The sequence below is a fragment of the Cognatishimia sp. 1_MG-2023 genome, assembly GCF_030548175.1.
GTDB lineage: Bacteria > Pseudomonadota > Alphaproteobacteria > Rhodobacterales > Rhodobacteraceae > Cognatishimia.
Window position 1 is genome coordinate 42,994 of the sequence record NZ_JAUORX010000006.1, and the last position, 24,253, is coordinate 67,246.

23 protein-coding genes are annotated in these 24,253 nt (G+C 54.6%); 13 read left to right on the forward strand and 10 right to left on the reverse strand.

What is annotated here, in order from left to right; translation table 11 throughout:
• The first annotated feature begins 7 nt into the window (after positions 1 to 7).
• The 4 genes from Q4544_RS11275 (at position 8) to Q4544_RS11290 (ending at position 3,362) form a co-directional block, all read left to right on the forward strand.
• Positions 8 to 1,078 carry a BMP family ABC transporter substrate-binding protein gene (locus Q4544_RS11275; protein ID WP_303506321.1) on the forward strand — a complete coding sequence of 357 codons (1,071 nt, stop codon included), beginning with the start codon at positions 8 to 10 and terminating at the stop codon, positions 1,076 to 1,078.
• A 133-nt stretch (positions 1,079 to 1,211) separates the two neighbouring features.
• Positions 1,212 to 1,667 carry a PaaI family thioesterase gene (locus tag Q4544_RS11280; protein WP_303506322.1) on the forward strand — a complete coding sequence of 152 codons (456 nt, stop codon included), beginning with the start codon at positions 1,212 to 1,214 and terminating at the stop codon, positions 1,665 to 1,667.
• A 100-nt stretch (positions 1,668 to 1,767) separates the two neighbouring features.
• Positions 1,768 to 2,712 (forward strand): aldo/keto reductase, encoded by a 945-nt coding sequence (locus Q4544_RS11285; protein WP_303506323.1) that lies wholly within the window; start codon positions 1,768 to 1,770, stop codon positions 2,710 to 2,712.
• Positions 2,709 to 3,362, forward strand: a complete 654-nt coding sequence (locus Q4544_RS11290) for a DUF938 domain-containing protein (RefSeq protein WP_303506325.1) — start codon at positions 2,709 to 2,711, stop codon at positions 3,360 to 3,362. Before Q4544_RS11285 ends, Q4544_RS11290 begins: the two co-directional genes overlap by 4 nt.
• A 79-nt stretch (positions 3,363 to 3,441) precedes the next feature.
• Here the strand turns inward: Q4544_RS11290 and Q4544_RS11295 are convergent, their stop codons facing one another.
• From Q4544_RS11295 to Q4544_RS11305, 3 genes are all read right to left on the reverse strand, one after another.
• On the reverse strand, positions 3,442 to 5,949 hold the full coding sequence (locus tag Q4544_RS11295) for an FAD-dependent oxidoreductase (protein ID WP_303506327.1): 2,508 nt from the start codon (positions 5,947 to 5,949) through the stop codon (positions 3,442 to 3,444).
• Between the two features lie 149 nt (positions 5,950 to 6,098).
• Positions 6,099 to 7,202 carry a hypothetical protein gene (locus Q4544_RS11300; RefSeq protein ID WP_303506329.1) on the reverse strand — a complete coding sequence of 368 codons (1,104 nt, stop codon included), beginning with the start codon at positions 7,200 to 7,202 and terminating at the stop codon, positions 6,099 to 6,101.
• A 103-nt stretch (positions 7,203 to 7,305) separates the two neighbouring features.
• Positions 7,306 to 7,449, reverse strand: coding sequence for a hypothetical protein (locus Q4544_RS11305; protein ID WP_303506331.1), 144 nt, complete (start codon positions 7,447 to 7,449; stop codon positions 7,306 to 7,308).
• Positions 7,450 to 7,621: 172 nt separating this feature from the next.
• Here Q4544_RS11305 and panC point away from each other — a divergent pair, with 172 nt between their 5' ends.
• The 4 genes from panC (at position 7,622) to Q4544_RS11325 (ending at position 11,270) form a co-directional block, all read left to right on the forward strand.
• Positions 7,622 to 8,461, forward strand: a complete 840-nt coding sequence (gene panC / locus Q4544_RS11310; RefSeq protein WP_303506333.1) for a pantoate--beta-alanine ligase — start codon at positions 7,622 to 7,624, stop codon at positions 8,459 to 8,461.
• Positions 8,458 to 9,267 (forward strand): 3-methyl-2-oxobutanoate hydroxymethyltransferase, encoded by an 810-nt coding sequence (panB, locus tag Q4544_RS11315; RefSeq protein WP_303506335.1) that lies wholly within the window; start codon positions 8,458 to 8,460, stop codon positions 9,265 to 9,267. Before panC ends, panB begins: the two co-directional genes overlap by 4 nt.
• A 59-nt stretch (positions 9,268 to 9,326) precedes the next feature.
• Entirely contained in the window at positions 9,327 to 9,992 is a 666-nt protein-coding gene (locus Q4544_RS11320; RefSeq protein ID WP_303506337.1) for a hypothetical protein, read from the forward strand.
• A gap of 366 nt (positions 9,993 to 10,358) precedes the next feature.
• Complete coding sequence (locus tag Q4544_RS11325) at positions 10,359 to 11,270, forward strand: glutaminase (RefSeq protein WP_303506339.1); 912 nt, start codon at positions 10,359 to 10,361, stop codon at positions 11,268 to 11,270.
• Between the two features lies 1 nt (position 11,271).
• Here Q4544_RS11325 and Q4544_RS11330 read toward each other — a convergent pair whose 3' ends face one another.
• The gene (locus Q4544_RS11330) at positions 11,272 to 12,198 is read right to left on the reverse strand and encodes a LysR family transcriptional regulator (protein WP_303506341.1); all 927 of its coding nucleotides are present in this window, start codon (positions 12,196 to 12,198) and stop codon (positions 11,272 to 11,274) included.
• A gap of 99 nt (positions 12,199 to 12,297) precedes the next feature.
• Here Q4544_RS11330 and Q4544_RS11335 point away from each other — a divergent pair, with 99 nt between their 5' ends.
• Entirely contained in the window at positions 12,298 to 13,047 is a 750-nt protein-coding gene (locus Q4544_RS11335) for an SDR family oxidoreductase (protein WP_303506342.1), read from the forward strand.
• Between the two features lie 50 nt (positions 13,048 to 13,097).
• Here the strand turns inward: Q4544_RS11335 and Q4544_RS11340 are convergent, their stop codons facing one another.
• A complete protein-coding gene (locus Q4544_RS11340) occupies positions 13,098 to 13,604 on the reverse strand; it encodes an SH3 domain-containing protein (RefSeq protein WP_303506700.1) in 507 nt (168 codons plus the stop codon).
• 112 nt (positions 13,605 to 13,716) lie between these two features.
• Between Q4544_RS11340 and Q4544_RS11345 the strand changes: the two genes are divergently transcribed.
• Positions 13,717 to 14,703, forward strand: coding sequence for a D-glycerate dehydrogenase (locus Q4544_RS11345; RefSeq protein ID WP_303506344.1), 987 nt, complete (start codon positions 13,717 to 13,719; stop codon positions 14,701 to 14,703).
• A 283-nt stretch (positions 14,704 to 14,986) separates the two neighbouring features.
• Entirely contained in the window at positions 14,987 to 16,099 is a 1,113-nt protein-coding gene (locus Q4544_RS11350) for an SMP-30/gluconolactonase/LRE family protein (protein ID WP_303506346.1), read from the forward strand.
• A 78-nt stretch (positions 16,100 to 16,177) separates the two neighbouring features.
• On the opposite strand, the gene rpe is transcribed toward Q4544_RS11350, so the two are convergent.
• Complete coding sequence (rpe, locus tag Q4544_RS11355; protein WP_303506348.1) at positions 16,178 to 16,858, reverse strand: ribulose-phosphate 3-epimerase; 681 nt, start codon at positions 16,856 to 16,858, stop codon at positions 16,178 to 16,180.
• Positions 16,859 to 17,180: 322 nt separating this feature from the next.
• Between rpe and Q4544_RS11360 the strand changes: the two genes are divergently transcribed.
• Both Q4544_RS11360 and Q4544_RS11365 read left to right on the forward strand, forming a co-directional pair.
• Positions 17,181 to 17,690 (forward strand): hypothetical protein, encoded by a 510-nt coding sequence (locus Q4544_RS11360; protein WP_303506350.1) that lies wholly within the window; start codon positions 17,181 to 17,183, stop codon positions 17,688 to 17,690.
• 108 nt (positions 17,691 to 17,798) lie between these two features.
• Positions 17,799 to 18,023 (forward strand): DUF1127 domain-containing protein, encoded by a 225-nt coding sequence (locus Q4544_RS11365; RefSeq protein ID WP_303506351.1) that lies wholly within the window; start codon positions 17,799 to 17,801, stop codon positions 18,021 to 18,023.
• 88 nt (positions 18,024 to 18,111) lie between these two features.
• Here Q4544_RS11365 and ilvD read toward each other — a convergent pair whose 3' ends face one another.
• The 4 genes from ilvD to zwf form a co-directional block, all read right to left on the reverse strand.
• Positions 18,112 to 19,962, reverse strand: a complete 1,851-nt coding sequence (gene ilvD, locus Q4544_RS11370) for a dihydroxy-acid dehydratase (protein ID WP_303506353.1) — start codon at positions 19,960 to 19,962, stop codon at positions 18,112 to 18,114.
• 171 nt (positions 19,963 to 20,133) lie between these two features.
• Positions 20,134 to 20,781: a bifunctional 4-hydroxy-2-oxoglutarate aldolase/2-dehydro-3-deoxy-phosphogluconate aldolase gene (eda, locus tag Q4544_RS11375; protein ID WP_303506354.1), complete on the reverse strand. Its 648-nt coding sequence runs from the start codon at positions 20,779 to 20,781 to the stop codon at positions 20,134 to 20,136.
• Positions 20,782 to 20,784: 3 nt separating this feature from the next.
• Positions 20,785 to 22,593 carry a phosphogluconate dehydratase gene (gene edd / locus Q4544_RS11380; RefSeq protein WP_303506356.1) on the reverse strand — a complete coding sequence of 603 codons (1,809 nt, stop codon included), beginning with the start codon at positions 22,591 to 22,593 and terminating at the stop codon, positions 20,785 to 20,787.
• A 31-nt stretch (positions 22,594 to 22,624) separates the two neighbouring features.
• The gene (gene zwf / locus Q4544_RS11385) at positions 22,625 to 24,064 is read right to left on the reverse strand and encodes a glucose-6-phosphate dehydrogenase (protein ID WP_303506358.1); all 1,440 of its coding nucleotides are present in this window, start codon (positions 24,062 to 24,064) and stop codon (positions 22,625 to 22,627) included.
• Between the last annotated feature and the right edge of the window lie 189 nt (positions 24,065 to 24,253).

The following is a 24,253-nucleotide window of genomic DNA, read 5'->3' on the forward strand; positions in this document are numbered from 1 at the left end:
TTTACCCATGAAACTCACGAAACTTCTTGCCAGCGCCGCGCTCGTCGCAGGTCTTGCAACCACCGCTATGGCTGAAAAAACCAAAGTCGGTTTTGTCTACGTCGGCCCAGTCGGCGATGGCGGTTGGACATACGAACACGACCAAGGCCGCAAAGCCGTTGTGGCAGAATTCGGCGATGACGTTGAAACGGTCTATGTTGAAAACGTTCCAGAAGGCCCAGACGCAGAGCGCGTGATGACACAGATGGCGCTAGAAGGCGCTGACCTGATCTTCACCACCTCTTTTGGCTACATGGATCAAACCATCAACGTCGCCAAGAAATTCCCAAAGGTGAAATTCGAGCACGCCACCGGTTATAAAACCGCGGACAACGTGTCCGTCTATTCCGCACGTTTTTACGAAGGCCGCGCAGTACAGGGCCACATCGCAGGCAAAATGACCGAAAGCAACATCATCGGTTACATCGCCTCTTTCCCGATCCCCGAAGTTATTCGTGGCATCAACTCGGCCTACATTCACGCCAAAAAAGTGAACCCGGACGTCGAGTTCAAGATCATCTGGGCCTACACATGGTTTGACCCAGCAAAAGAAGCAGACGCGGCCAAAGCCTTGATCGAACAAGGCGCTGACGTGATCTTGCAGCACACCGACTCCACAGCACCACAAGCCGCAGCACAGGCCGCTGGCAATGTTGTGACATTTGGCCAAGCATCTGACATGTCCGAATATGCACCGTTCCCACGCGTTTCTTCTATCATTGATGACTGGGCACCTTACTACATCGCCCGCACCAAAGCGGTTATGGACGGCACATGGTCCACAGCAAACACATGGGACGGCATCGGCGCTGGCATGGTTGGCATCGGCGAAATCTCTGACCGTGTTCCAGCGGACGTAAAAGCAGAAGCCATGGCAATGGTCGAAAGCCTCGCGTCCGGCGACTACCACGCCTTCACTGGCCCACTGAAAAAGCAAGACGGCTCTGACTGGCTTGCCGAAGGTGAAACAGCAGATGACGGCACATTGGCTGGCATGAACTTTTACGTTGAAGGCATCGTAGGCGACGTACCTAACTAAGCCGCTTTAAGCGACAACACTCAAGGCCCGCCTCACACGGCGGGCCTTTTGCGTTTGGTCCTACGCCACGTCACGTTAGGCCATGCCGCAACTGGTGCCTTAGATTGTTATAAAAACAAGCAAAGGCCACACTATGTCAGAATTCACCCCGCGCTTTGACGGTTTCGCACAAAAGATACGTGACAGCTTTGCCCAGCAAAAAGCTATGCAAACCATCGGCATCACGATGGCCGATGTCTCCCCCGGTCATGTCGAATTATCCATGCCATTCAACCCCGACTTCACTCAGCAACATGGTTTTATCCACGCGGGAATTATCACCACAGCGCTGGACAGCGCCTGCGGCTATGCTGCGGCATCCCTGATGGAAAAAGACGCGTCTGTCCTGACGGTAGAGTTCAAAACCAACCTATTGGCCCCAGCCGCTGGTGAGCGGTTTCACATCAGAGCCAAAGTCATAAAATCGGGACGTACTTTGACAGTCGCCGACGGCACCGCGTATGCATGTAAAGGCGGGCAAGAAACCCCAATCGCCACCATGACAGCCACCTTGATGGCCATCACCTACCGGTCTGAGAAATCAAACTGACCCTTCATATTACTTTCAAAGAACGCGCATAGACCAAAACCTCTTTAGCCGCGCCGCCGCGACGGATATCCTGCTAACAAATTCCACAGAAAGAGCTTACATGCGCCAGCCCATCACATCGCCCAACGGCACCCCAATCAGCCGCTTTGCTTTTGGCACCATGCAATTTGGCAAGGGCGCATCTGCAACTGACAGCCACGCCATGTTTGACGCCTGCCGTGATGCTGGGATCAATCACTTTGACACGGCTTATGTGTATACAGAAGGCGCCTCTGAAACCCTGCTGGGCCAATGCGCTGCCAATTGCCGCGATAACATTATCATCGCCACCAAAGCGGCCTACACCGGCGGGTCCGGTCGCGCCAATATCTTGCAGGCCTTCGACATCTCGCGCCAAAGACTGAACATGGATATGGTCGACATCCTGTATTTGCACCGCTTTGACCCGGACACGCCACTTCAAGAAACCTATGACACGCTGGCAGAACTCAAATCCCAAGGCAAAATTCGCCACATTGGCGTCAGCAACCACGCAGCGTGGCAGGTGATGAAATCCGTGGCCGTCGCTGCCGAACGCGATCTGACAATCGACATCCTGCAACCGATGTACAATTTGGTGAAACGCCAAGCAGAGGTCGAACTCTTCCCTATGGCCCAAGACCAAGGCATTCAGCTTGTCCCCTACTCGCCCCTTGGCGGTGGTTTGCTAACCGGGAAATACGCCCATCAACATGACACATCCGTCACTGGCCGCCTTGCCACAGATGCCCGCTACAACGCGCGTTATGGCCAAACATGGATGTGGGACGCCGCGCGAAAGCTGGCTGACGTCACCCACGACACCAATCCCGCCACGCTTGCTGTCGCTTGGGCGGCCGCCCATCCCGCAAAGCCTAGCCCAATTCTTTCCGCAAGAACCGTCGCGCAATTGCAACCCTCCCTTGATGCAATCACCTACGATCTCACACCCGAACTCTACGACAAAATCACAGCCCTCAGCCCAACCCCGGCCCCCGCCACCGATCGGCTAGAAGAGGCCTCATGACCAAGCCACCAATCAAAGGTGCCAGCATCGCCCACCCACGCGAAGGCGACAGGCTCTTTGCCCCCTCTGCCGCCCGCAATGCAGATGCCATCACCACGCTGTTAACCACGCTCGCGCCGCCTACCGGCATAGCGCTCGAGATCGCCAGCGGCACCGGCCAACATATCGTCCAATTTGCACGCGAGATGCCAAGTATCACGTGGCAACCCACTGAAGCGGACGAAGGCCGGCTTGCTAGCATTGCGTCGTATCAAACCGAGGCAAACCTGCCGAACCTCGCAGCCCCTCAACTGCTGGATGCAACAACTCCCGGCTGGTCAGAAAATCACGCGCCCAAAGACCTGATTTTCCTCGCAAACCTCCTGCATCTCATCTCAACGCCCAGCGCCAAAACTCTGATCTCAGAAGCCGCCAAAACTCTCGCGCCTAACGGCCAATTCGTCATCTACGGCCCTTTCATGCGCAATGGCAAACTCACCAGCCCGGGCGATGCGCAGTTTCACAAAAGCCTCACAGACCAAGACCCAGATATTGGCTACAAAGACACCGCAGACATCATCGCCACGGCACAAACAGTCGGCTTGGCCCACGTCCAAACCAATGACTTACCGGCCAATAACCTCGCGCTCCGCTTCCGCAAAGCCTCTTAGTTTTTTCTTGATCTAAATACCTCGGGGTGAACGGTGAAACCAAAGGTTTCACCGAGAGGGGCAGCGCCCCTCCTCCGCCTTACCCATCCACGCGAATGGTCGCGTTCTTGGGATCATACGGGCTGTCACAGGTCACAACCGCATCCCAAAGTTGATCAAACATTTTGACCTTCAGCTTCGTTCCCTCAACCGCCAGCTCAGGCGTCACATAGCCCATGCCAATGGATGTCTCGAAAGCCACGGAATACCCGCCCGAGGTCAACCGCCCAACGCGTTCCCCTTCTGGCGTATACAGCACTTCACGCCCCCAAGGGTCTGCATCCGCAGGTCCGTCAATCAAAAGCGTGCAGCACTTCACCCGCACGCCAGTTTCAACCATCGCGTCCTTACCGTGAAACTCTTTGCCCAGATCAATAAACCGCGGCAGGTCGGCTTCCATAGGAGACGCATCACGCCCCAACTCAGTCCCAAACGCGCGATACGACTTCTCCTGACGCAACCAGTTCTGCGCCCGCGCGCCCACCAGCTTCATGTCAAAATCGGCACCGGCTTTTTCAAGCAAATCAAACAGATAGTTCTGCATTTCAATCGGATGATGCAACTCCCAGCCCAGCTCGCCGGTATAGGCCACACGGATCGCATTCACCGGGCACATGCCCAATTCGATCTGGCGCGCTGACAACCAAGGGAACCGCTTATTGCTTAGCGCGGTCTCAGGGTCTGCATCCTTGATCACGGCCTTCAATACGTCCCGCGACTTTGGTCCGGCAATGGCAAACACACCCCATTGCGTCGTCACATCCTGGATCTCGATGTAGCCGAATTCATCCATCTTATCTTCGGCCGCTTTGCGCATGAAATCGGCGTCATATTCCGTCCACGCCCCCGCAGAGACCAGATAATATGAATTCTCACCATTGCGCACGATCGTGTATTCCGTGCGTGTCGTACCCGCCGCCGTCAAAGCATAGGTCAGGTTGATCCGGCCAATCTTTGGCAGTTTGTTGCAAGTGAACCAATCCAAAAACGCGGTCGCGCCCGGTCCTTTGACCACATGTTTCGTGAACGCCGTCGCATCAATCAGGCCAACACCCTCACGAATAGCCTTGGCCTCATCAACAGCATATTGCCACCAACCGCCACGGCGGAAAGAGCGCGCTTCTTCGTCAAAATTGCTCGGCGCATCAAGGGGCCCGTAATAGTTCGGACGTTCCCAACCATTCACCCAGCCAAACTGTGCGCCACGCGCCGCCTGACGATCAAACGCGGGCGAGGTCCGCAAAGGCCGCGCCGCAGGGCGCTCTTCATCGGGGTGGTGCAGGATATAGACGTGATCATAGCACTCTTCGTTCTTGCGCGCTGCGAACTCCGTCGTCATCCAATTGCTCGAATATCGCTTGGGATCAAGGCTGGCCATATCGATCTCGGCCTCGCCATCCACCATCATCTGCGCAAGGTAATAACCCGTGCCACCCGCCGCAGTGATCCCAAATGAAAACCCTTCAGCCAGCCACATATTCCGCAATCCAGGTGCCGGACCAACCAGCGGGTTGCCATCCGGCGTGTAACAAATCGGACCATTGAAATCATCTTTCAGACCGCTTTCTTCACAAGACGGAATGCGATCAATCATCGCCATATACTGGCCTTCGATCCGCTCCAGATCGAGCGGGAACAGGTCCGCGCGGAAACTATCCGGCACGCCATATTCAAAGCACGCTGGCGCGTTCTTTTCATAGACACCCAAAATCCAGCCACCACGCTCTTCGCGCACATAAGACTGCGCATCCGCATCACGCACCACAGGATGTTCCGCCCCGCCTGCCTCGCGATATTTTACCAGCTCCGGGTCTTTATCCATGACGATAAACTGGTGCTCTACCGGAATGGCCGGGATTTTGATCCCCAGTTTCTTCGCCGTGGTCTGGGCGTGGTTCCCCGAGGCGGTCACAACATGCTCTGCCGTAATCACCACCTGCTCGTCAGACGCAACAAGATTGCCGCCTTTTTCCACCATTTTGGTGCAGGTCACTTCCCAATGGGAGCCATTCCAATGAAAGCTATCGGCCTGCATTTTGCGCACAATATCAACGCCCCGCTGCCGCGCTCCCTTTGCCATCGCTTGGGTCACGTCGGCTGGGTTAATGTAACCATCCGTATTGTGATACAACGCACCCTTCAGGTCATCGGTCTTGATCAGCGGCCAACGCGCCTTGATCTCATCCGGGGTCAGCCATTCATAGGGCACACCACAGGTTTCCGCAGTGGATGCATACAGCATAAATTCATCCATCCGCTCCTGCGTCTGCGCCATGCGCAGGTTACCAACAACGGCAAAACCGGCGTTTAAACCGGTCTCTTCCTCAAGCTGCTTATAGAAATCAACCGAGTACTTGTGGATATGCGTCGTCGCATAGGACATGTTGAACAACGGCAGCAATCCCGCCGCATGCCACGTTGACCCAGCCGTCAGCTCATCGCGCTCGATCAGCATCACATCATCCCAACCCGCTTTGGCCAGATGATATGCAATCGACGTCCCGATCGCGCCACCGCCTACAACGAGGGCTTTGACTTGCGTTTTCATGACGGGCGACTCCTTCAAAATGCGTTGAAACCATATCAACCCATTTCAATCACCCGCGCAAAATCCATCCGACCCCTCATCGCACAAAACCGACCTCGGGCCAGACCCGGGTCGGTTTCAATGCAGTTTATTCAGGAAAGTTCAGCCGCTTAATGCGCCTTAGCGATCACTTTGCAATTCTTGCCCTGACCATCAGAGGCGCAGTTCTTGTTCGCAAATCCGCCCTTGTGAACCTTCGGCATCGCTTTCTTGTCATTGCCATGGCTAGCAGCCTTAGGCGCCTTAGGTGTGGCATGCCCAACATCGGTGCCATGCGCCGCTTTTGGTGGTTCATATCCTTCACCAAAACCATGCGCCTCTAGCCACGCCTCGGGCGTATCAATCACCAGATCATTCAGCCCCTCGGCAATCAAAGGGCTTGGCAAAGTCTGCATTTGGTTCAAGCTTTGAATATCAATCGTTTCAAGCACTTCCTTGATCACTGCCTCTGGCGCATGTGCCCGCAACTTGATCACAACGCCCCCAGCCAAAGACGCAAATATATAACGCATCTTTTCATCACGACGCGCCGCTGACGACTTCGCCGTCAAAAAGTGAACGCCTTCAAACTTGTGAAAATGTTCAACATCAATCCCATTCGAAATACTCGCGCCTCTCGAGCTTTCTTTGATGTTCGTCCAGAAATAGCTCGCCCGTGGGCGGCTATCCAACAAACGCCCTAAATCGCGGCCTGTATCCACAACCCAATACGCCTGCTTCAAACGCGTTGCCAAAACCTGCGTTGGTTCGGAATACTCTGCTCGCAAATAGATCGAATGCTTCCCTTTCAGGTAAATCGCCACCTCATGTGCCAGATCTGGATTGCCTTCAGGATAATGCGGATCGTTCATGCCATCCGGCCAGCCAAAGCCCGTATGATAGGAATCGTTCCAATCAATCCGTTCCCAACCCGCCAAAACATCCTCTGACGGTGTCGCGAAATAGCTGTTCATGGGCGCATCGCGCAAAATCGTGCGTTTGATCTTTGCGGTTTCAATCGTTGGATCAGGCAAGCCCTCGGCCATGCCAATCTTGGACAACAGATGATCTACATAAGACGGCCCTTGCCCCTCTTCATAGTGGCCATCGCTAACCACAGTCGCCTCTTGTAAAGCGGCCAATTCAACCACACGGCCGCGATACCCAAGGAAATCCAACGTCAGGAATGCGCCCAAGGCGATAACGGCAAATGCTGCAGGAATGAGTTTATACATAGCGTGCTCCGACCCATATTCGTTGGCTCACGGTAACAAGGGGATTGGGCGCAATTAGGAAGGAAAACAGGCAACATTGCGCCGTTTTCACGGGGGCCCGCCCTTATTGGGCGATCACATCCACAGCAATTGGCGCGGCGGCTGTTAGCATCTGAGGCTGATCTGCCAATTTATCGCGATGCGCATCTGCTACGGCATAACCGACAAGACAAACACTGGCGAAAATCACTGGCAAAACACGTCGCATCAAAGCCTCTCCTTTGCGAATACTTAAAGGTTCCTTCAACATCGTGCCGAAAATGCGGACCAAACTTTGCCGATTCCAAGGCAATGCACGCGACGTTACGGCCAAGACATACCCCTTGCCGCAGTGCAGAACCATTTGCTAAACCCAAGACACTGTTAAGAAAGAGGTGCCCATGCAGGTCTGCCGCACGATCTCCGACGGTCGCAACACCGTCGCAACCTTTCGCCAAGCGGGCGAAAGTGTCGGTTTGGTTCCCACCATGGGCTTTCTGCACGCGGGCCACATGGAACTGGTCGCCGCCGCCAAGGCCCGCGCGGACCGCGTTGTTGTCACCATCTTTGTGAACCCAACGCAGTTTGGCGATGCCTCTGATCTGGATAGCTATCCACGTGACGAAAAGCGTGATCTGCAAATGCTCGAGGCCGCCGGCGTTGATATGGTGCTGATCCCCGAAGTGATTGACGTCTATCCAGAGGGCGACGAAACCATCGTCGAAACCACCCGCATGGCCAACATGCTGCACGGCCTCGTGCGTCCTGGCCATTTCCGCGGCGTGACCACCGTCGTCGCGCGGCTGTTCAACTTTGTGCAGCCGGATTTGGCATGCTTTGGCGAAAAAGACTACCAGCAGCTTCAAATCATCAAGCGCATGACACGCGATCTGGCCTTCCCAATTGAAATCATCGGCGTGCCCATCGTACGAGAAGCGGACGGCTTGGCCATGTCTTCGCGCAACGTGCGCCTAAACGCCGAAGACCGCGCCGCTGCCCTTATCATTTCCCAATCCCTAAACGCTGCAGAAGCGCTAACAGACAAAACCGTCGAGTCCCTGCGCGAAACCATTGCCCACACCATCAATTCAGAGCCCCGCGCTACCATCCACGGGCTTGATATTGTCCAGGCAGAAACACTGAACGACATCAGTGGCGTTCTGACCTCCCCTGCCGCCATTATGCTGTCCGTCGAATTCGGCGGCGTCCTTCTCCTTGATCAAAGGGTCATCCAGCCATGAGCAAACAAACTCCAATCCGCCGCACAACCGTTCCCCAAATCGCGGCGCGCAAAGGCGGAGAGCCCATCGTCTCGCTCACCAGCTACCACGCCCACACGGCGGCCATCGTTGATAAATACGCCGACTTTATCCTTGTCGGCGATAGTCTAGGCATGGTCATGCACGGCATGGAAAGCACCATCGGCGTGCCACTTGATCTAATGATCATGCACGGCAAAGCCGTGGTCAAAGGCACCAAACAAGCGCTGATCGTGGTTGATATGCCCTTCGGCACTTACGAAGAAAGCCCTGCCGTAGCTTTCCGCAACGCAGCCAAAATCATGAAAGAAACCGGCTGTGGCGCGGTCAAACTCGAAGGCGGCGCACGCATGGCTGAAACCATCCATTTCCTTGTGGAACGCGGCATTCCCGTCATGGCGCACATCGGCCTGACCCCACAATCCAGCCACGTCATGGGCGGCTTTAAAACCCAAGGCCGTGATGAAGCAGGTTGGGACGCTATTATCCAAGACGCCAAAGCCGTCGCCGAAGCAGGCGCATTTGCGGTGGTCGTCGAAGGTGTCGTTGAACCCCTCGCCGTCAAAATCACCAAAGAATGCCCAATCCCAACCATCGGCATCGGCGCATCCGCAGAATGCGACGGCCAAATCCTCGTCCTCGAAGACATGCTAGGCCTGAACGAATGGACACCTAAGTTCGTCAAAGTCTACGGCGACCTCGGCCCAGCCATTGAACGTGCCGTGTCAGAATACGCCGAAGAGGTCAAAACACGGGCCTTCCCTTCGGAAGACGAAGTTTATAAATAACGCAATCAAATAGGTGGCCCTGAATTTGCTGGGCCGCCAACATAGCAAAAGAGCATTTGATGAGAAGTTTTTTTAATGGCGGCGCAAGCGTCACCGCGACTTATTGGGGTGGTATTGTAGGGTCTTCGTTTATCCTCAAGCTCTACGTCTTTTTTTTCAACAATCAGACGATAACCAACCCCGACTGGCAATTCGTGGAGCAGCTTCATGCTGTCCACAACTACATAGTTTTGGCCTTCACTGTTCTTTTTGGTTTTCTATTCAGAGCAATGATAAAATCATGTTTCAATGATCGGACGCCTGGTTTTTGGGGTGGGCTTGGGATCGCAATTGCAGGCCTGCGCTTTGCTACGCTTGCGTTCTCCTGCTTCACCCTATTTTTCCCATCCGTGGCTACGCCACGCGCGCTTATCGAAGCTGAACTCAAGCAATTGAACCAGCAGCTCCCAATGAAAGTGGATGAGTTCGTCGTTATGCAGCGCGTAAAAATTGAGAATGATTTCATTGTTTATTTCTACAATGTTGAGGCCAAATTAGAGGAAAGTGAGCGCGATGGTATGCAAAACATGTTTATCTCGGATCAGGTATTGGCCAAAGAAATTTGCAGAGAGATCGAAAGTTACCTCAATGGGGGAATCAAAGGCATTACCTACGATTTCGATTACCTAAACACGACGCTTTCGGCTGTACTCACTTCCGAGGATTGTGCCGCGCTCAACCGATAAAATTCTGATGTTATGGGAAAGCTTTAAGTCCTGTCATTTTAAACTTAAATTGCCAAGCATCTATTTGAGATGTCGAATTTGGACACATGCGTCCGGAATTTGAATCCTATTTACCAAGTGCGCTATGACAACTCCACGTTCATAGCGCGCCTCACCCCCAAACAATGCGCCGAAGGCTACGAGCACGAAGACCTCAAGATCAAAAAGCGGATATAACAAACGGCATTTTCTTGACTTAAATACCTCCGCCGGAGGCATCCAACCATGCCTCCCGCACACCATTTGCGTTTATCCCCAAACCAAATAACCAGTTGATGTCTCGCCCGTTCTGACCCACCAATAGCGCAGGCAATCAGGACAGCGACCGTGGACATTCAAAGCATCATCAACCGCATCGCAAGCGATGTCAGCACCGCGTCAGATCGCGGTCAGGTGGCGGATTACATCCCTGAGTTGGCCTCAATTGATCCAAACCAATTCGGTATTTCCGTGGCCTTGCCAGATGGCACCTGCTTTTCCGCAGGCGATGCACAAACCCCGTTTTCCATCCAATCGGTGTCCAAAGTCTTCACCCTCGCTCTCGCACTTGGCCGCTTTGGCGATCAACTTTGGACGCGCGTTGGCCGTGAACCCTCTGGCCTACCGTTCAATTCGATCCTTCAGCTCGAACAAGAAAACGGCATTCCCCGAAATCCCTTCATCAATGCAGGGGCCATTGCGATCACTGACTCGATCCTGACGGGTCACGAACCCAAAGAAGTCTTGGGCGAATTGCTGCGTTTCGTGCAAACCTCCGCCGAAGACGCTGACATCCACATAAACGACACCGTCGCCCACTCTGAAACCGAACATGGTGATCGCAATCTCGCACTTGCCCACTTCATGGCATCCTACGGCAACCTGCAAAACCACCCCGATCGCACCTGCGGCACCTATTTCCACCAATGCGCCATCGAAATGTCGTGCCAACAGCTTGCAATGGCTGGGCGCTTCCTCACCGGCCACCCCGATGCACCACGCTTGATTTCCTTGCAACGCACCCGCCGCATCAACGCCTTGATGCTGACCTGTGGACACTACGACGGGTCTGGTGATTTCGCCTATCGCGTCGGCCTGCCCGGTAAAAGCGGCGTGGGCGGCGGCATCTTGGTAATCGCCCCCAACCGCGCCTCAATCGCGGTCTGGTCACCGGGCCTAAACGAATACGGCAACTCGCAACTCGGCACTTATGCTATTGAAAAATTTGCGCAAATGACTGGTTGGTCCGTGTTCGGCTAAGCTATCTCTGATCATCCGTCCCAAAAACGTGGTCAGAAACCTCGCCAATCAAATCAACGAACCAAGCGCCCAAGGGATGCGAAAACAGCCGTTTATGCCAAATGACCTCTAGGCTCCTATAAGCATCAGGCGCGACCAGTGGACAGTCACAGGCAACCAGCCCCGCCTCTTTCGCCATATGATCCACCATCGGCTGCGGTGCCGTCATGATGGCATCCGTTTCCAACAAAACCTGCCGCGCCGACATAAAGTTGGTAACGGTCAAACACACCTGCCGCTGCATCCCCCTTGCCTCCAGCGCATCATCTGCCCAGCCCCGCATATCACCCCTTGGATTTAGCAAAACATGACGCGCCCCTGCATAGCCCTCCGCCGTCATTGGCTTTTGAGCAAGTGGATGCCCCACACGCATGATGCACCCATAGTCCGCAACGGCGCAGATTTGCTTCTCAAAACGTTTCGGCAAGGCTCCAAAGGACGCCACAGCCAAATCCACTTCCCCACGATCCAGCATCTCATAAGATTGCCCAGAGGTTGGCACCAACCGCAGGTTCAGACCCGGCGCACGTTCGGCAAGGGCCACTGCCAATCCGGGGACAATCAGCGCCTCAAACAGGTCAACCGTCGCAATAGAGATAACGCCCTGCGCCGTTGCCGGATCAAACGGCCTCTGATCCAAAACTTGCGAGAGTTCCTCTAATATCTGATGCACCGGACCCGCCAATTCCTGCGCGCGTGCGGTGGGCAACAACCCGTCAGGCCCACGCGTGAAAAGCTCATCCTCAAGAACATCACGCAGCCGCCTTAAAGCGTTTGACACCGCAGGCTGAGACAGTCCCACACGATGCCCCGCCTGGGTGATATGGCGCTCTGCATAGATGGCATCAAACACCACCAACAAATTCAAATCGAGTTTTCTAAGGTTCACAACCATTCACCACGTGAATAAAAATCATTCCATATATCCATTTCACTTATATCGATAATCGACGCATCAGGGCAGCACAACATTCAATAGGAGCGCCAAATGCGATTTCAAAACAAAACCGTCGCGATCACCGGTGGCAATTCAGGCATAGGCCTAGAAACAGCCATCGCCTTTAAAGACCAAGGCGCAAATGTCGCCATCTTTGGCCGTAACGCAGAAACGCTTGCCGCAGCACAGCAAGCGCATGGCTTCTTAACTATCCAGGGGGATGTCACAAACCGCGCAGATCTCGACGCCTTCTTTGCGACCACCAAAGAACAATTCGGCAAGGTCGATGTCGTCTTTTCTAACGCCGGTATCGCAGAGTTTCTGCCGTTCGAGGCCGCCGACGCTGCACATCTTGACCGCACACTCGACATCAACGTCAAAGGTGTATTTCACACCGTTCAGGCTGCTTTGGCCGTGATCAATGACCCAGCATCGATCATCCTGACCACCTCAGTTGCCAACGTTTCAGGTGATCCGAACATGTCGGTCTATGCCGCCAGCAAGGCAGCCGTCAGCACCTTTGCTCGCACCCTATCAACAGAGCTACTGCCCAAAGGCATTCGCGTAAACAGCATCTGCCCCGGACCAACCGATACGCCGATCTTTGACAAAATGGGCATGGATGCTGAAACGACCGTCGCAACGAAAGAATTCATCAAAACCCGTATGCCCGTCGGGCGCATGGGCACTGCCGCAGACATCGCCCACGCGGTTCTGTTCCTCGCATCTGATGAAAGTGCATTTATCGTAGGCAGCGAAATCACCGCTGACGGTGGCTTCATCAACTGCGCCGTCGCCTGATAATTGGTGCGAGGCGTTACCGCGCCTCGCCCACTTGCCCTAGGCGCGCGTTAGTCACGCACCTCATCGGCACCAACACCCCAAATGTCGCTCTTGCGGGCCCAGCCTTTGTAACCACCCACAGACAATCGGCACCATTCCGGGTGACATTTCCCAAGGTTCGCAACCACACCCAATTCCAGTTGTGCGGCAATCGTTGTGTTGGGCTCTGGCCGCACGTTCAACGGCAACATATCCGCCTCAACAATCACCGTGCGATTGCCTGACAGTAGCGAATAATGCACCCAGCCCCCGGCTCCGTCACGGTCCTGAACACGGCGCCAATGGCCATGCTCTGCCGTAATCACCAACGGCATATCGCGGCGCTTAAAAATCCAGTCGATCCGATGCGTCAACGACGGTCCACGCCGCACATTCGCTTTGCTGGCTTTCAACGAAACATACCGCGGCAATGGCAAGTTCGTGATTGGCCCGCGTTTGATCTCGGCCGCAGCAACGCCAGCTGCGAAAATCAGTGCCAATACACCAAGAGAGAGCTGTTTTGCCCGTCTGCCCATCACTAAATTCATCCGCCTGATAACAAAATTGCGCGGGGGTTCTTGTGCCCCGTCATTCAGTAAGGCACTGTGCCATCAACATCCTGATTTGGGAAGAACGGGGAGGAGCAAAATGCCAAAGCAGCGTCTGAGTGTTGTTGTAACGCGACGGTTGCCAGAAGCAGTCGAGGCACGCCTATCAGAGCTGTTCGACGTATCTTTGCGCCCCGACGATCTCCCAATTCCTCAAGAGGATTTGGTGAATGCCGTCGCCACAGCAGATGTTCTTGTCACCACTCTCAATGATCGTATTGATATTGCATTACTTGAACAGGCTGGCCCAAATCTGAAACTCATCGCCAACTATGGCGCAGGCGTCGATCACATTGATGTCGACGAGGCCCGCAAGCGTGGCATCAGCGTTACCAACACCCCTGGTGTTATGACCGAAGACACCGCCGATATGACCATGGCGTTGATCCTATCCGTCACCCGCCGCATTCCCGAAGGCCTAGAGCAGATGAAAGTCGGCAAATGGGAGGGCTGGTCCCCCAACGCCATGCTCGGGGGTCGCGTTGGTGGCCGCAAACTTGGCATTCTCGGCATGGGTCGCATCGGCCAAGCCGTCGCCCGCCGTGCCCGCGCCTTTGGTATGGAAGTGCACTACCACAACCGCCGCCGACTACACCCCGGTATCGAAGAACGCTTTGAAGCCACTTATTGGGAAAGCCTTGATCAGATGATGGCACGTATGGACGTGCTCTCGATCAACTGCCCGCATACACCGTCCACGTTCCACCAAGTCAACGCGCGTCGCCTCAAACTGATGAAGCCCGACGCCGTGATCGTAAACACCTCTCGCGGCGAAGTTATCGATGAATCCGCCCTCGTTCGCGCACTCAAAGCAGGCGAAATTGCGGGCGCCGGACTTGATGTCTACGAAGGTGGCGAAGAAATGGGTGCAGAGCTACGCAATCTCAACAACGTTGTCATGCTCCCCCACATGGGCTCTGCCACACATGAATGCCGTGTGGAAATGGGCGAAAAAGTCATGCTCAACATCATGACGTTCCAAGACGGTCACTTACCGCCGGATTTGGTTCTGCCAGAGATGACTTAACAGCACTTAGCTTTCTTCTAGCTACCGATTTTGTTTCGCACGTCAGCGCATTGCATGGCATGGCATGGCTATGCAACGTGGCAAGAACCGATCCCAAAACATTCATTCAGCAATTTTCCGCTTATTGACCACGGTCAATAAAGCCTGATTTTTAGGCACTCCTCACATTCATTCAATCATAATATTAATATTTTACCCCATACCCTTTACAGTCAATTTTGAGAAACTTATCAAGTTAGCACGCGCCCCAAATCCCGTAACTCACTGAGAGTATAACAGAATTATGACATCTTTCACTTCACTGCCCTCCACAACACCAGTCAACTCCCGTCGTAACCGGACCCTTTTTGCGACCATGTCATCGATGGCATTGGCCACAATCCTAGGGGTGTTTTCGACCACAGACGCCAACGCGCTCGATGCAAATGCGCCCCTTATTCCAGCTGAACTGTTTGCGTCCCTCCCGGACACTTGCCCAACGCCAGACGCTTTCGCGATTGCTCCAGATGGCAATCTGACGCTCTCTTGCCCGAACTACGCAGGATCCGCTGGCAAACAGCAGGGCGCCCTGCTCGGCCTTACACCGGACGGCACGCCTTTTGACATCGGCACACTTTCTGAATTTACACAGGACGGAAAAACACGCCCAATGGGCATGGCCTATGCTCCAGATGGTGCACTGTTCATCGCGGACAATCGCGGCGGCAACGATGGACGCGTGCTTCGCGTGACTTTTGATGCGGGCAAAATCGCCGCGACCGAAGTCGTTGCTTCAGGCCTCAGCGCACCAAATGGCCTGCGCTACCACAACGGCGCAATTTACATCACCCAATTGCGTCTTCCAAAAGTTGTAGGACCACATATCGCAAGCGGTATTTACCGGTTCAACGAAACCGACCGTGATCTTGTTGTTGCCAGCGACGGCACATCCGAGACCCTGATCTTCCTAGATCATACTACAAACCCGAATGCCGGCTTTGGCTTGGACGGGCTTGTTTTTGATGCCGAAGGTCATCTGTACACAGCCAACCTTGGTGACGGGATTGTCTACAAGTTGACCTTAGATGCCGAAGGCAAAGTCATCTCGCAACACGTGCATGCCACAGTGCCGACCACTGTTGGTCCAGACGGAATGTCCATCGACGAGATGGGCAATCTTTATCTCGCAGGCTTCCGCAGCAATCAGATCATCAAAGTCGACCCACAAGGTAACACGTCTGTTCTGACTGAAAACGGCGACAGCGACGGTGCAAACGGTGAACTCGACCAGCCAGCTGACTTGATCGTCTATAACGGCCAACTGATCGTCTCTAACTTTGACCTCATGAAGGGTGATGGCATTGTGAACAAGGGCCACAACAAACCCTACACGCTGTCAACAATCGACCTGAAGTAACAACCCTACCAAAACAACAAAGCACCAATGCAACGAAGCATTGGTGCTTTTCTTTCCGGCGCGTATCTCTCGATTGATTTACACGACGGACGCTTTGATTGCGCGAATGTTCTCGCCGTAAGGCGCAGGGTTTTGAACAGAGCCACCTTTAAACACCGCAGAACCAGCCACCAAAACATCAGCACCCGCCGCCGCCATCAAAGGCGCAGTTTCTGGCGTGATGCCACCGTCGATTTCGATATGGATTGGACGATCCCCGATCATAGAGCGCAGCTTTCGTACCTTCTCTACCTGACTGTGAATAAACTTCTGGCCGCCAAAGCCGGGGTTCACGGTCATAACGCAGATCAAATCAACCATGTCCAAAAGATAATCAATATCTTCCACACCTGTGCCAGGGTTCAATGCCAAACCAGCCTTACAGCCAGCACCACGGATCGCTTGCAACGTCCGGTGAATATGCGGCCCTGCCTCAAGGTGTGCTGTCAAAACGTCGGCACCGGCATCTGCAAAGGCCTCGATGTAGGGATCAACAGGCGAGATCATCAGATGCACGTCCATCACCGTGTTGATGTGCTTGCGGATCGCCGCACACAATGGCGGGCCAAATGTTAAGTTTGGCACAAAATGGCCATCCATAACGTCGACATGAATCCAATCAGCGCCCTGCGCCTCAACAGCTTCGATTTCGGCACCGAAATTGGCGAAATCTGCAGATAAAATGGACGGGGCAATTTTGACAGAACGGTCGAAGCTCATGAAGTCCTCCTGAGGGGCGCTTGATTCGTTGGCTGGAAAATGCGCTGAACCAGCCAAAAGTGCAACGCCGCCGGTGACGCAGCACATAACTTACGCGCAAAAGCTGGTTTTGACGCAAATCAAGGCATTCCTCGCAGAACCTATTAAAGATGTCACGAAACCGACGCACAGCGGTTCCAAACAGGGACACGACAGCGCACCCTGTTTACAGAGCCCTAATAATCTGGGTCATCCTGAAAGCTATTAAGACAAACTTAACTTTTTCCAACGCTAAGAGAACGTGCCGCACTACGGCCAAGCCAAGATCTAAAGGAACGTTGAAATGAACTTGTTTATCCACCCGGTCGAAGCATCCCTTGCGGGATTGCAACTGATGAGCAAAGCCGTCGAGCAGCAACTCCGCGTCAACATCGCCCTCAGCGAAGCCTTGATCGCCCCCTACACCGCTGCGCTGAAACCTGCCAAACGCTCCAAGGTCGGCTCTAAACCCGCGCCAAAGCAAACCAAACCCGCAGCAAAAACGGCCAAGCCAAAACCGAAGGCCACAGTCGCCGTTAAACCAGCCCCTGCCAAACCCGTCGTGGTAAAGCCAGCCCCAGCAAAACCAGTTGCAGCAAAGCCGACCTCTGCAAAGCCCTCGACACCACAGGCCGCCACAGCACCGATCAAACCTGTGCCTGCTGCTAAACCGGCCGAACCAGCCAAAACAGCACCTGTCGCGCAAACCAAAGCAGTCAAGCCTGCAAAACCCGCGACCCCAGCGGCGCGTTCCGTAAAACGGGCCCCATCAGCGCCGCCACAAATGCCGCCTAAAAAGGCACAAAAGAAATAAGCATTGCATCAAACGCAAGGCGGGCATTCCAAACTGTCTGTAGAGATGTCCGCCTTACAGTTCTAAAAAGACCACAGGGAGACACCATAAACACACGGAGTATGTCCCATGGCAAACACTGCAATCAACGTTCGCGCGCCTCTTAGCATCTGGCGCACACTGGCCGCTCCTTTCGTGGCAGCTGGCAACTTTTTGGTAGCGATCGGCGAAGCATCCAGCCGCGCGAAACAAGTAGAATTCCTAAACGCGATGACCGACGAAGAGTTGGCAGCACGCGGCATGACACGCGAAACAATCGTACGTCACGTATTTTCTGACAAGATGGGCATCTAAGCTCTCGTCAGTTCCTAAACGTAACAGGGCGCCCTTAGGCGCCCTTTTTGCTGTCTAACAGTAAGTTAGGAAAAGTGACGCCAAAGCGTCACTCATCTTCCTCAACGATACGAACCGCGCCCAAAGATGCGTTAGACACATGCGCCGCATAAGCTTTCAACGCTTTAGAAACCGCACGAGGACGCCCTACAGCTTTCCACGCTTTCTTATCCGCTTGTGGGTGTGCCGCACGACGGCGCGCGATTTCGTCTTCGCTGACCATCAAGTTGATAGACCGGTTCGGGATAGAGATCGTGATCTTGTCACCATCTTCCACCAAAGCGATCAGACCCTTTTCAGCCGCTTCCGGCGAAACGTGACCAATCGACAATCCAGCAGAGCCGCCAGAGAAACGACCATCCGTCACCAAGGCACAGGTTTTATCCAAACCTTTCGATTTCAGATAAGCGGTTGGATACAGCATTTCCTGCATACCCGGACCACCCTTTGGGCCCTCATAGCGTACGATGACAACAGAATGCTCTTTCACTTCATTCCGCAGAATGCCGTTCATCGCATCATCTTGTGATTCAAAGACCTTCGCCGTGCCTTCGAACTCATACATGTCTTTGATTACGCCAGCGGTCTTAACAATACAGCCCTGCTCCGCCAAATTGCCGAACAACACGCACAGACCACCCTCTTGGGAATAAGCGTTGTCAAAGTCACGTACACAACCATCTTCTGTGTCGAGATCAAGCTCGGTATACATGCGCGATTGGCTGAATGCCTCAACCGTCCGCACGCCACCAGGTGCCGCGATATACAGATCATGGGCTTCGTTACCCGCAGTTTCGCGGCGGACGTCCCATTTGTCGATGAACTCACCAACCGTTCTCTCATGAACAGTCGCACAATCACGATGAATACGGCCCGCACGATCAAGCTCACCCAGAATACGCGCGATACCACCGGCACGGTGCACGTCTTCCATGTGATACTTTGGCGTCGACGGTGCCACTTTACACAGATGCGGGATTTCACGGCTTAGACGATCCATGTCCGCCATGGTGAAATCAACGCCACCTTCGCTCGCAATCGCCAACAGGTGCAGAACCGTATTGGTCGAACCACCCATCGCAATGTCCAGCATCATCGCGTTTTCAAAGGCATCAAACGTCGCGATACCACGTGGCAACGCGCTTGCGTCGTCATGCTTGTACCAACGCTCGCACAGCTCAACGATCTTATGACCCGCTTCTTTGAACAGACCTTCACGCTTGGAATGCGTCGCCAAAAGCGAACCATTGCCCGGCAATGCCAGACCCAGCGCTTCGGCCAAGCAGTTCATAGAGTTCGCGGTAAACATACCAGAACAAGAACCACAGGTTGGGCAAGCAGAGCGTTCCAGCTTTGCCACGTCCTCTTCGCTGCGGCTTTCGTCGGTCGCGCCAACAATCGCGGTCACAAGGTCAGCTTTTTGCTCACCATCGGCCAAGATCACCTTGCCCGCTTCCATTGGACCACCAGAGACAAAGATCGCAGGAATGTTCAGGCGCATCGCGGCCATCAACATGCCCGGCGTGATCTTGTCACAGTTGGAAATACAAACCAGCGCATCCACACAATGTGCGTTCGCCATGTATTCCACGCTGTCCGCGATCACTTCGCGAGATGGCAAAGAATACAGCATCCCGTCGTGGCCCATGGCAATGCCATCGTCCACAGCAATGGTGTTCATCTCTTTGGCAACACCACCAGCTTTTTCAATTTCGCGCGCAACAAGCTGGCCCATGTCCTTTAGGTGGACGTGCCCCGGCACGAATTGCGTAAAGGAGTTCACGACCGCAATGATCGGCTTCCCAAAGTCATCATCGCCCATGCCTGTGGCACGCCAAAGCGAACGGGCGGCAGCCATACGGCGGCCAAAGGTGGATGTCTTGGAACGAAGATCTGGCATTTCGCTATTCCTACAAAGCTGTTCTCAGGTTCGGGTACATCGCGTGCCACCTGAATGAAGGATTTGCAAGGGAAATGGGACATATTCTTGCGAATTTGCCCCGACTTCCGACATGCAATTTGTCATAGACCAAAGATGAGGTCGCAAAGGGCCTTTCGCAAGCCCCCCTGCTTATCTTGGCAACTGGCTCGCTGCGCGCGCCAATTCCTCGATTGCATCCCAATCACCAGCATTCACCAGATCACTGGGCGCAACCCAGCTTCCACCAGCACAAACAACGTTGGACAACGACAGATAATCGGTCGCATTCGCCGGGCTAACGCCTCCGGTCGGACAGAACGAAATCTGCGGGATCGGCGCACCGATCGCTTTCAATGCAGGTGCGCCGCCATTGGCCTCAGCCGGGAAGAACTTCAGCATGTCATAGCCACGCTCAAGCAGGCGCATCGCTTCAGAAGACGTCGCAGCACCCGGCAACGTCGGCAAATCTTCTGCCTCGCAGGCATCCAGCAACACGTCCGTCGCACCCGGAGACACGCCAAACTTAGCGCCCGCGTCTTTCGCCGCGCGCACATCCGCAGGTGTCAGTAAAGTACCGGCACCAACAACGCCACCTTCAACCTTGGCCATCTCGCGGATCACGTCCAACGCAACAGGCGTGCGCAACGTCACCTCAAGCGCCGGTAAACCACCACGTACCAGTGCCTCTGCCAACGGACGCGCATGCGCCACGTCATGCACAACCAAAACCGGCACGATTGGCGCCAACTGACAAATCTCACGCGCCGCAGCACTGGCTTGTTTAGGGGTAATCGCCATTGATCAAACTCCGAATACAGATGCGCCCGTGTCGGCAGAGCCAACAGATGCGCGGAATGCAGAAAATAACTCGCGACCCATGCCAGCTTGATTGCCAGCCATGTCCGCAACAGCTGGCGCGCGTTCCAGCACGCCATCCGTCATAATGTCCAACTCACCGGTCAACGCATTGACCCGCAAAACATCGCCATCTTGCAAATAAGCAATCGGCCCACCGTCCAACGCCTCAGGCGACACGTGAATAGCCGACGGCACCTTGCCAGACGCACCAGACATCCGGCCATCGGTCACCAAAGCCACCTTTTGCCCGCGTCCCTGCATGATTTGCATCATCGGCGTTAGGCTGTGCAGCTCAGGCATACCATTCGCCTTAGGCCCTTGGAAACGCACAACAATAATAACATCGCCCGTTAGTTCGCCGGCCTTAAACGCCTCTTTCGCGTCTTCTTGGCTATGGAACACCCGAACAGGTGCCTCAACCACACGATGCTCTTCCGCAACCGCAGAGATTTTCATAACCCCCGTGCCAAGGTTCCCCGCCAAACGCGACAAACCACCATTCGCTTGGAATGGCTCAGCCAAAGGCCGCACGATCTTATCGTTCAAGCTCACTTTGGTACCCGGACGCCATGTCAGACCATCCTCACCCAAGAACGGCTCGGTGGTGTAATGCTCCAACCCTTCACCAGCGATGGTTTTTGTATCTGGGTGCAGCAATCCGCCCTTCAGCAGTTCACCGATCATATAGCCCAGACCACCTGCCGCATGGAAATGGTTCACATCCGCCAAACCGTTTGGATAGACCCGCGCCAACAGTGGCACCACGCCAGACAGATCAGCGAAATCTTCCCAATCCAGAATGATCCCACCAGCCCGCGCCATCGCCAACAAATGGATCAACAGGTTGGTCGACCCACCCGTTGCCATCAAACCAACGATCCCATTCACAAAGGCCTTCTCGTCCAAAATCTCGCACGTCGGCGTATAGTTATTACCCAGCGCAGAAATCGAAAGCGCCCGCTTCGCGCTCTCAGCGGTCAAGGCATCCCGCAACTCGGTATTCGGCGTGACAAAGCTAGAGCCCGGCAGATGCAAACCCATGAATTCCATCAACATCTGGTTGGTGTTCGCCGTGCCATAAAACGTACAGGTCCCCGGCCCATGATAGGCCCCCATCTCAGACTTCATCAGCGCATCACGCCCAACTTCGCCCTTGGCAAACTTCTGACGAACTTCAGCTTTTTCATCGTTAGAAATACCGCTGGTCATCGGACCTGCCGGGATAAACACCGCTGGCAAATGACCAAAGGCCTGCGCCCCAATCACCAATCCCGGAACGATCTTATCGCAAACCCCAAGGAACACAGCCGCGTCAAAGGTATTGTGGCTTAGGGCAATCCCCGTCGCCATCGCAATCACATCGCGCGAAAACAGGCTCAGCTCCATGCCCGGCTCGCCCTGCGTAACGCCGTCACACATCGCAGGCACACCGCCAGCGACCTGCGCCGTTCCACCAACAGACCGCGCCGCATCCCGGATCAACGCCGGATAGCGTTCAAACGGCTGATGCGCCGACAGCATGTCATTATACGCAGTGACAATCCCAAGGTTGCCCGCATCCGTCGTCGCCAATGTATCCTGATCCGGTCCGGCACCCGCATAGGCATGCGCCTGCCCGCTACAAGACAGATGCGCTCGGCTTGGTCCTTTGGACGTCGCCGCCGCCATTCGTGCCAAATAGATGCCCCGAGGGCCTTCGCTGCGTGCGATGATCCGCTCAGTGACGGCTTGAAGTGTCGCATTCAAAGTCATGGTCTATCGCTTTCGTTTCTCAAATTCAGGATCATGAGCCAATTGCGCGCCACCGGCGGCCGTCTCGGTGCATCAACAACAACGCGTCTTCGGGGCCAGAACTGCCCACGTCATAGGGTTGCGGTTTCATATTTCTGTCCGTCCAGCCTGCGATGATTGGGTCAGCCCAAGACCAGGCCGCCTCAACCTCATCGCCGCGCATAAACAGCGTTTGGTCGCCACGGATCACATCCATGATCAAACGCTCATAGGCATCCTGCGGCTGCTCTGATCCTTTAAGGCTATCGGCGAAAGTCATGTCCAACGACGCCTCGGTCAACCGCATACCACCCGGACCCGGATCTTTGATCGTGGTGTGCAACGTCATGCCTTCATCAGGCTGCAACCGAATAACCAGCACGTTGCCCTGTGGTGTTTCAGTACCCGGAAAAATCATATGGGGTGGCGCACGGAAGTGGACGGAAATTTCAGACATCCGGCGGCGCAAACACTTGCCGGTACGCAAGTAGAACGGTGTCCCCGCCCAACGCCAGTTAGCCACGTCCACCTTCATCGCCACAAAGCTTTCCGTGGTCGAATCCTCATTCCCCGCATGTTCACGATAGCTGCCCTGATCGCCAGAGGCCTCATATTGCCCACGTGCGATGTCTTTCACGGGAACAGCTTCGAGTGCCTCAATGACCTTCACCTTTTCATCCCGCACCGCATTTGGCGTGAACTTCGAAGGCGGCTCCATCGCAGTTAGGCACAAAAGCTGCATCAGGTGGTTCTGCACCATATCCCGCATCGCGCCCGACTGATCGTAATATTCACCCCGCCCGTCCACCGACAGGCTTTCAGCCACTGTGATCTGAACATGGTCGATATGCGAAGAATTCCACAGCGGCTCAAACAGCGAATTGGCAAAGCGCAGCGCCATAAGGTTCTGCACCGTTTCCTTACCGAGATAGTGGTCGATCCGGTAAATCTGATGCTCTTCAAAGCATTCACTCAGCTCTGCATTCAACGCCTTTGCGGAGTCCAGATCGTGACCAAACGGCTTTTCAACAACAATCCGGCTATCCGCCGTAGCAACACCGCTTTGCTGCAAACGGCGCGCAATCGGCCCAAAGAACCGCGGCGCAACAGACAGATAAAACGCCCGAACAACCCCATCACGCACAGCGCCGGCCAGTTGTTCCCAGCCACGTTCACCGGTCGCATCTAATGATATGTAATCCACCAGCTCCAAAAACCGCGCCACGTCGTCAGCATTTTCAGCCTCCTCCGCAATCGCCTTTTGAACCCGCGCCTGAAACGCCTCGCGCGTATGCTCTGACCGCGAGACGCCCAAAATCCGGCTCTGCTCATCAAATTGACCAGCCAAGAACCGATGAAACAGCCCCGGCCAAATCTTACGCTGCGCCAGATCACCTGTGGCACCAAACAGCACCAAATCAAATGAGCTCACTGGAATTACGCGTGAAACCATAGTCTTCCCCTTGCACGTGGTTCGCCACATGCCCTCCCATAGGTGCGTGTCGTAACAGAAACACCTCCGGATGTCGCAAAAACCAGACAAAGCCGCAAGCGATAGTCGCAGCAAATAAGCCGGCCCAATGCTGGTCCCGCCAATAGGTTTCCCGTCATTCGTGGGGTGCCTCCCACGACTCACTAATGA

Bases quoted from the DNA above. Each gene is read 5' to 3' on its own strand.
- Q4544_RS11275 (WP_303506321.1), top strand. From the start codon at position 8: ATGAAACTCACGAAACTTCTTGCCAGCGCCGCGCTCGTCGCAGGTCTT.
- Q4544_RS11280 (WP_303506322.1), top strand. From the start codon at position 1,212: ATGTCAGAATTCACCCCGCGCTTTGACGGTTTCGCACAAAAGATACGT.
- Q4544_RS11285 (WP_303506323.1), top strand. From the start codon at position 1,768: ATGCGCCAGCCCATCACATCGCCCAACGGCACCCCAATCAGCCGCTTT.
- Q4544_RS11290 (WP_303506325.1), top strand. From the start codon at position 2,709: ATGACCAAGCCACCAATCAAAGGTGCCAGCATCGCCCACCCACGCGAA.
- Q4544_RS11295 (WP_303506327.1), bottom strand. From the start codon at position 5,949: ATGAAAACGCAAGTCAAAGCCCTCGTTGTAGGCGGTGGCGCGATCGGG.
- Q4544_RS11300 (WP_303506329.1), bottom strand. From the start codon at position 7,202: ATGTATAAACTCATTCCTGCAGCATTTGCCGTTATCGCCTTGGGCGCA.
- Q4544_RS11305 (WP_303506331.1), bottom strand. From the start codon at position 7,449: ATGCGACGTGTTTTGCCAGTGATTTTCGCCAGTGTTTGTCTTGTCGGT.
- panC (WP_303506333.1), top strand. From the start codon at position 7,622: ATGCAGGTCTGCCGCACGATCTCCGACGGTCGCAACACCGTCGCAACC.
- panB (WP_303506335.1), top strand. From the start codon at position 8,458: ATGAGCAAACAAACTCCAATCCGCCGCACAACCGTTCCCCAAATCGCG.
- Q4544_RS11320 (WP_303506337.1), top strand. From the start codon at position 9,327: ATGAGAAGTTTTTTTAATGGCGGCGCAAGCGTCACCGCGACTTATTGG.
- Q4544_RS11335 (WP_303506342.1), top strand. From the start codon at position 12,298: ATGCGATTTCAAAACAAAACCGTCGCGATCACCGGTGGCAATTCAGGC.
- Q4544_RS11340 (WP_303506700.1), bottom strand. From the start codon at position 13,604: ATGGGCAGACGGGCAAAACAGCTCTCTCTTGGTGTATTGGCACTGATT.
- Q4544_RS11345 (WP_303506344.1), top strand. From the start codon at position 13,717: ATGCCAAAGCAGCGTCTGAGTGTTGTTGTAACGCGACGGTTGCCAGAA.
- Q4544_RS11350 (WP_303506346.1), top strand. From the start codon at position 14,987: ATGACATCTTTCACTTCACTGCCCTCCACAACACCAGTCAACTCCCGT.
- rpe (WP_303506348.1), bottom strand. From the start codon at position 16,858: ATGAGCTTCGACCGTTCTGTCAAAATTGCCCCGTCCATTTTATCTGCA.
- Q4544_RS11360 (WP_303506350.1), top strand. From the start codon at position 17,181: ATGAACTTGTTTATCCACCCGGTCGAAGCATCCCTTGCGGGATTGCAA.
- Q4544_RS11365 (WP_303506351.1), top strand. From the start codon at position 17,799: ATGGCAAACACTGCAATCAACGTTCGCGCGCCTCTTAGCATCTGGCGC.
- ilvD (WP_303506353.1), bottom strand. From the start codon at position 19,962: ATGCCAGATCTTCGTTCCAAGACATCCACCTTTGGCCGCCGTATGGCT.
- eda (WP_303506354.1), bottom strand. From the start codon at position 20,781: ATGGCGATTACCCCTAAACAAGCCAGTGCTGCGGCGCGTGAGATTTGT.
- edd (WP_303506356.1), bottom strand. From the start codon at position 22,593: ATGACTTTGAATGCGACACTTCAAGCCGTCACTGAGCGGATCATCGCA.
- zwf (WP_303506358.1), bottom strand. From the start codon at position 24,064: ATGGTTTCACGCGTAATTCCAGTGAGCTCATTTGATTTGGTGCTGTTT.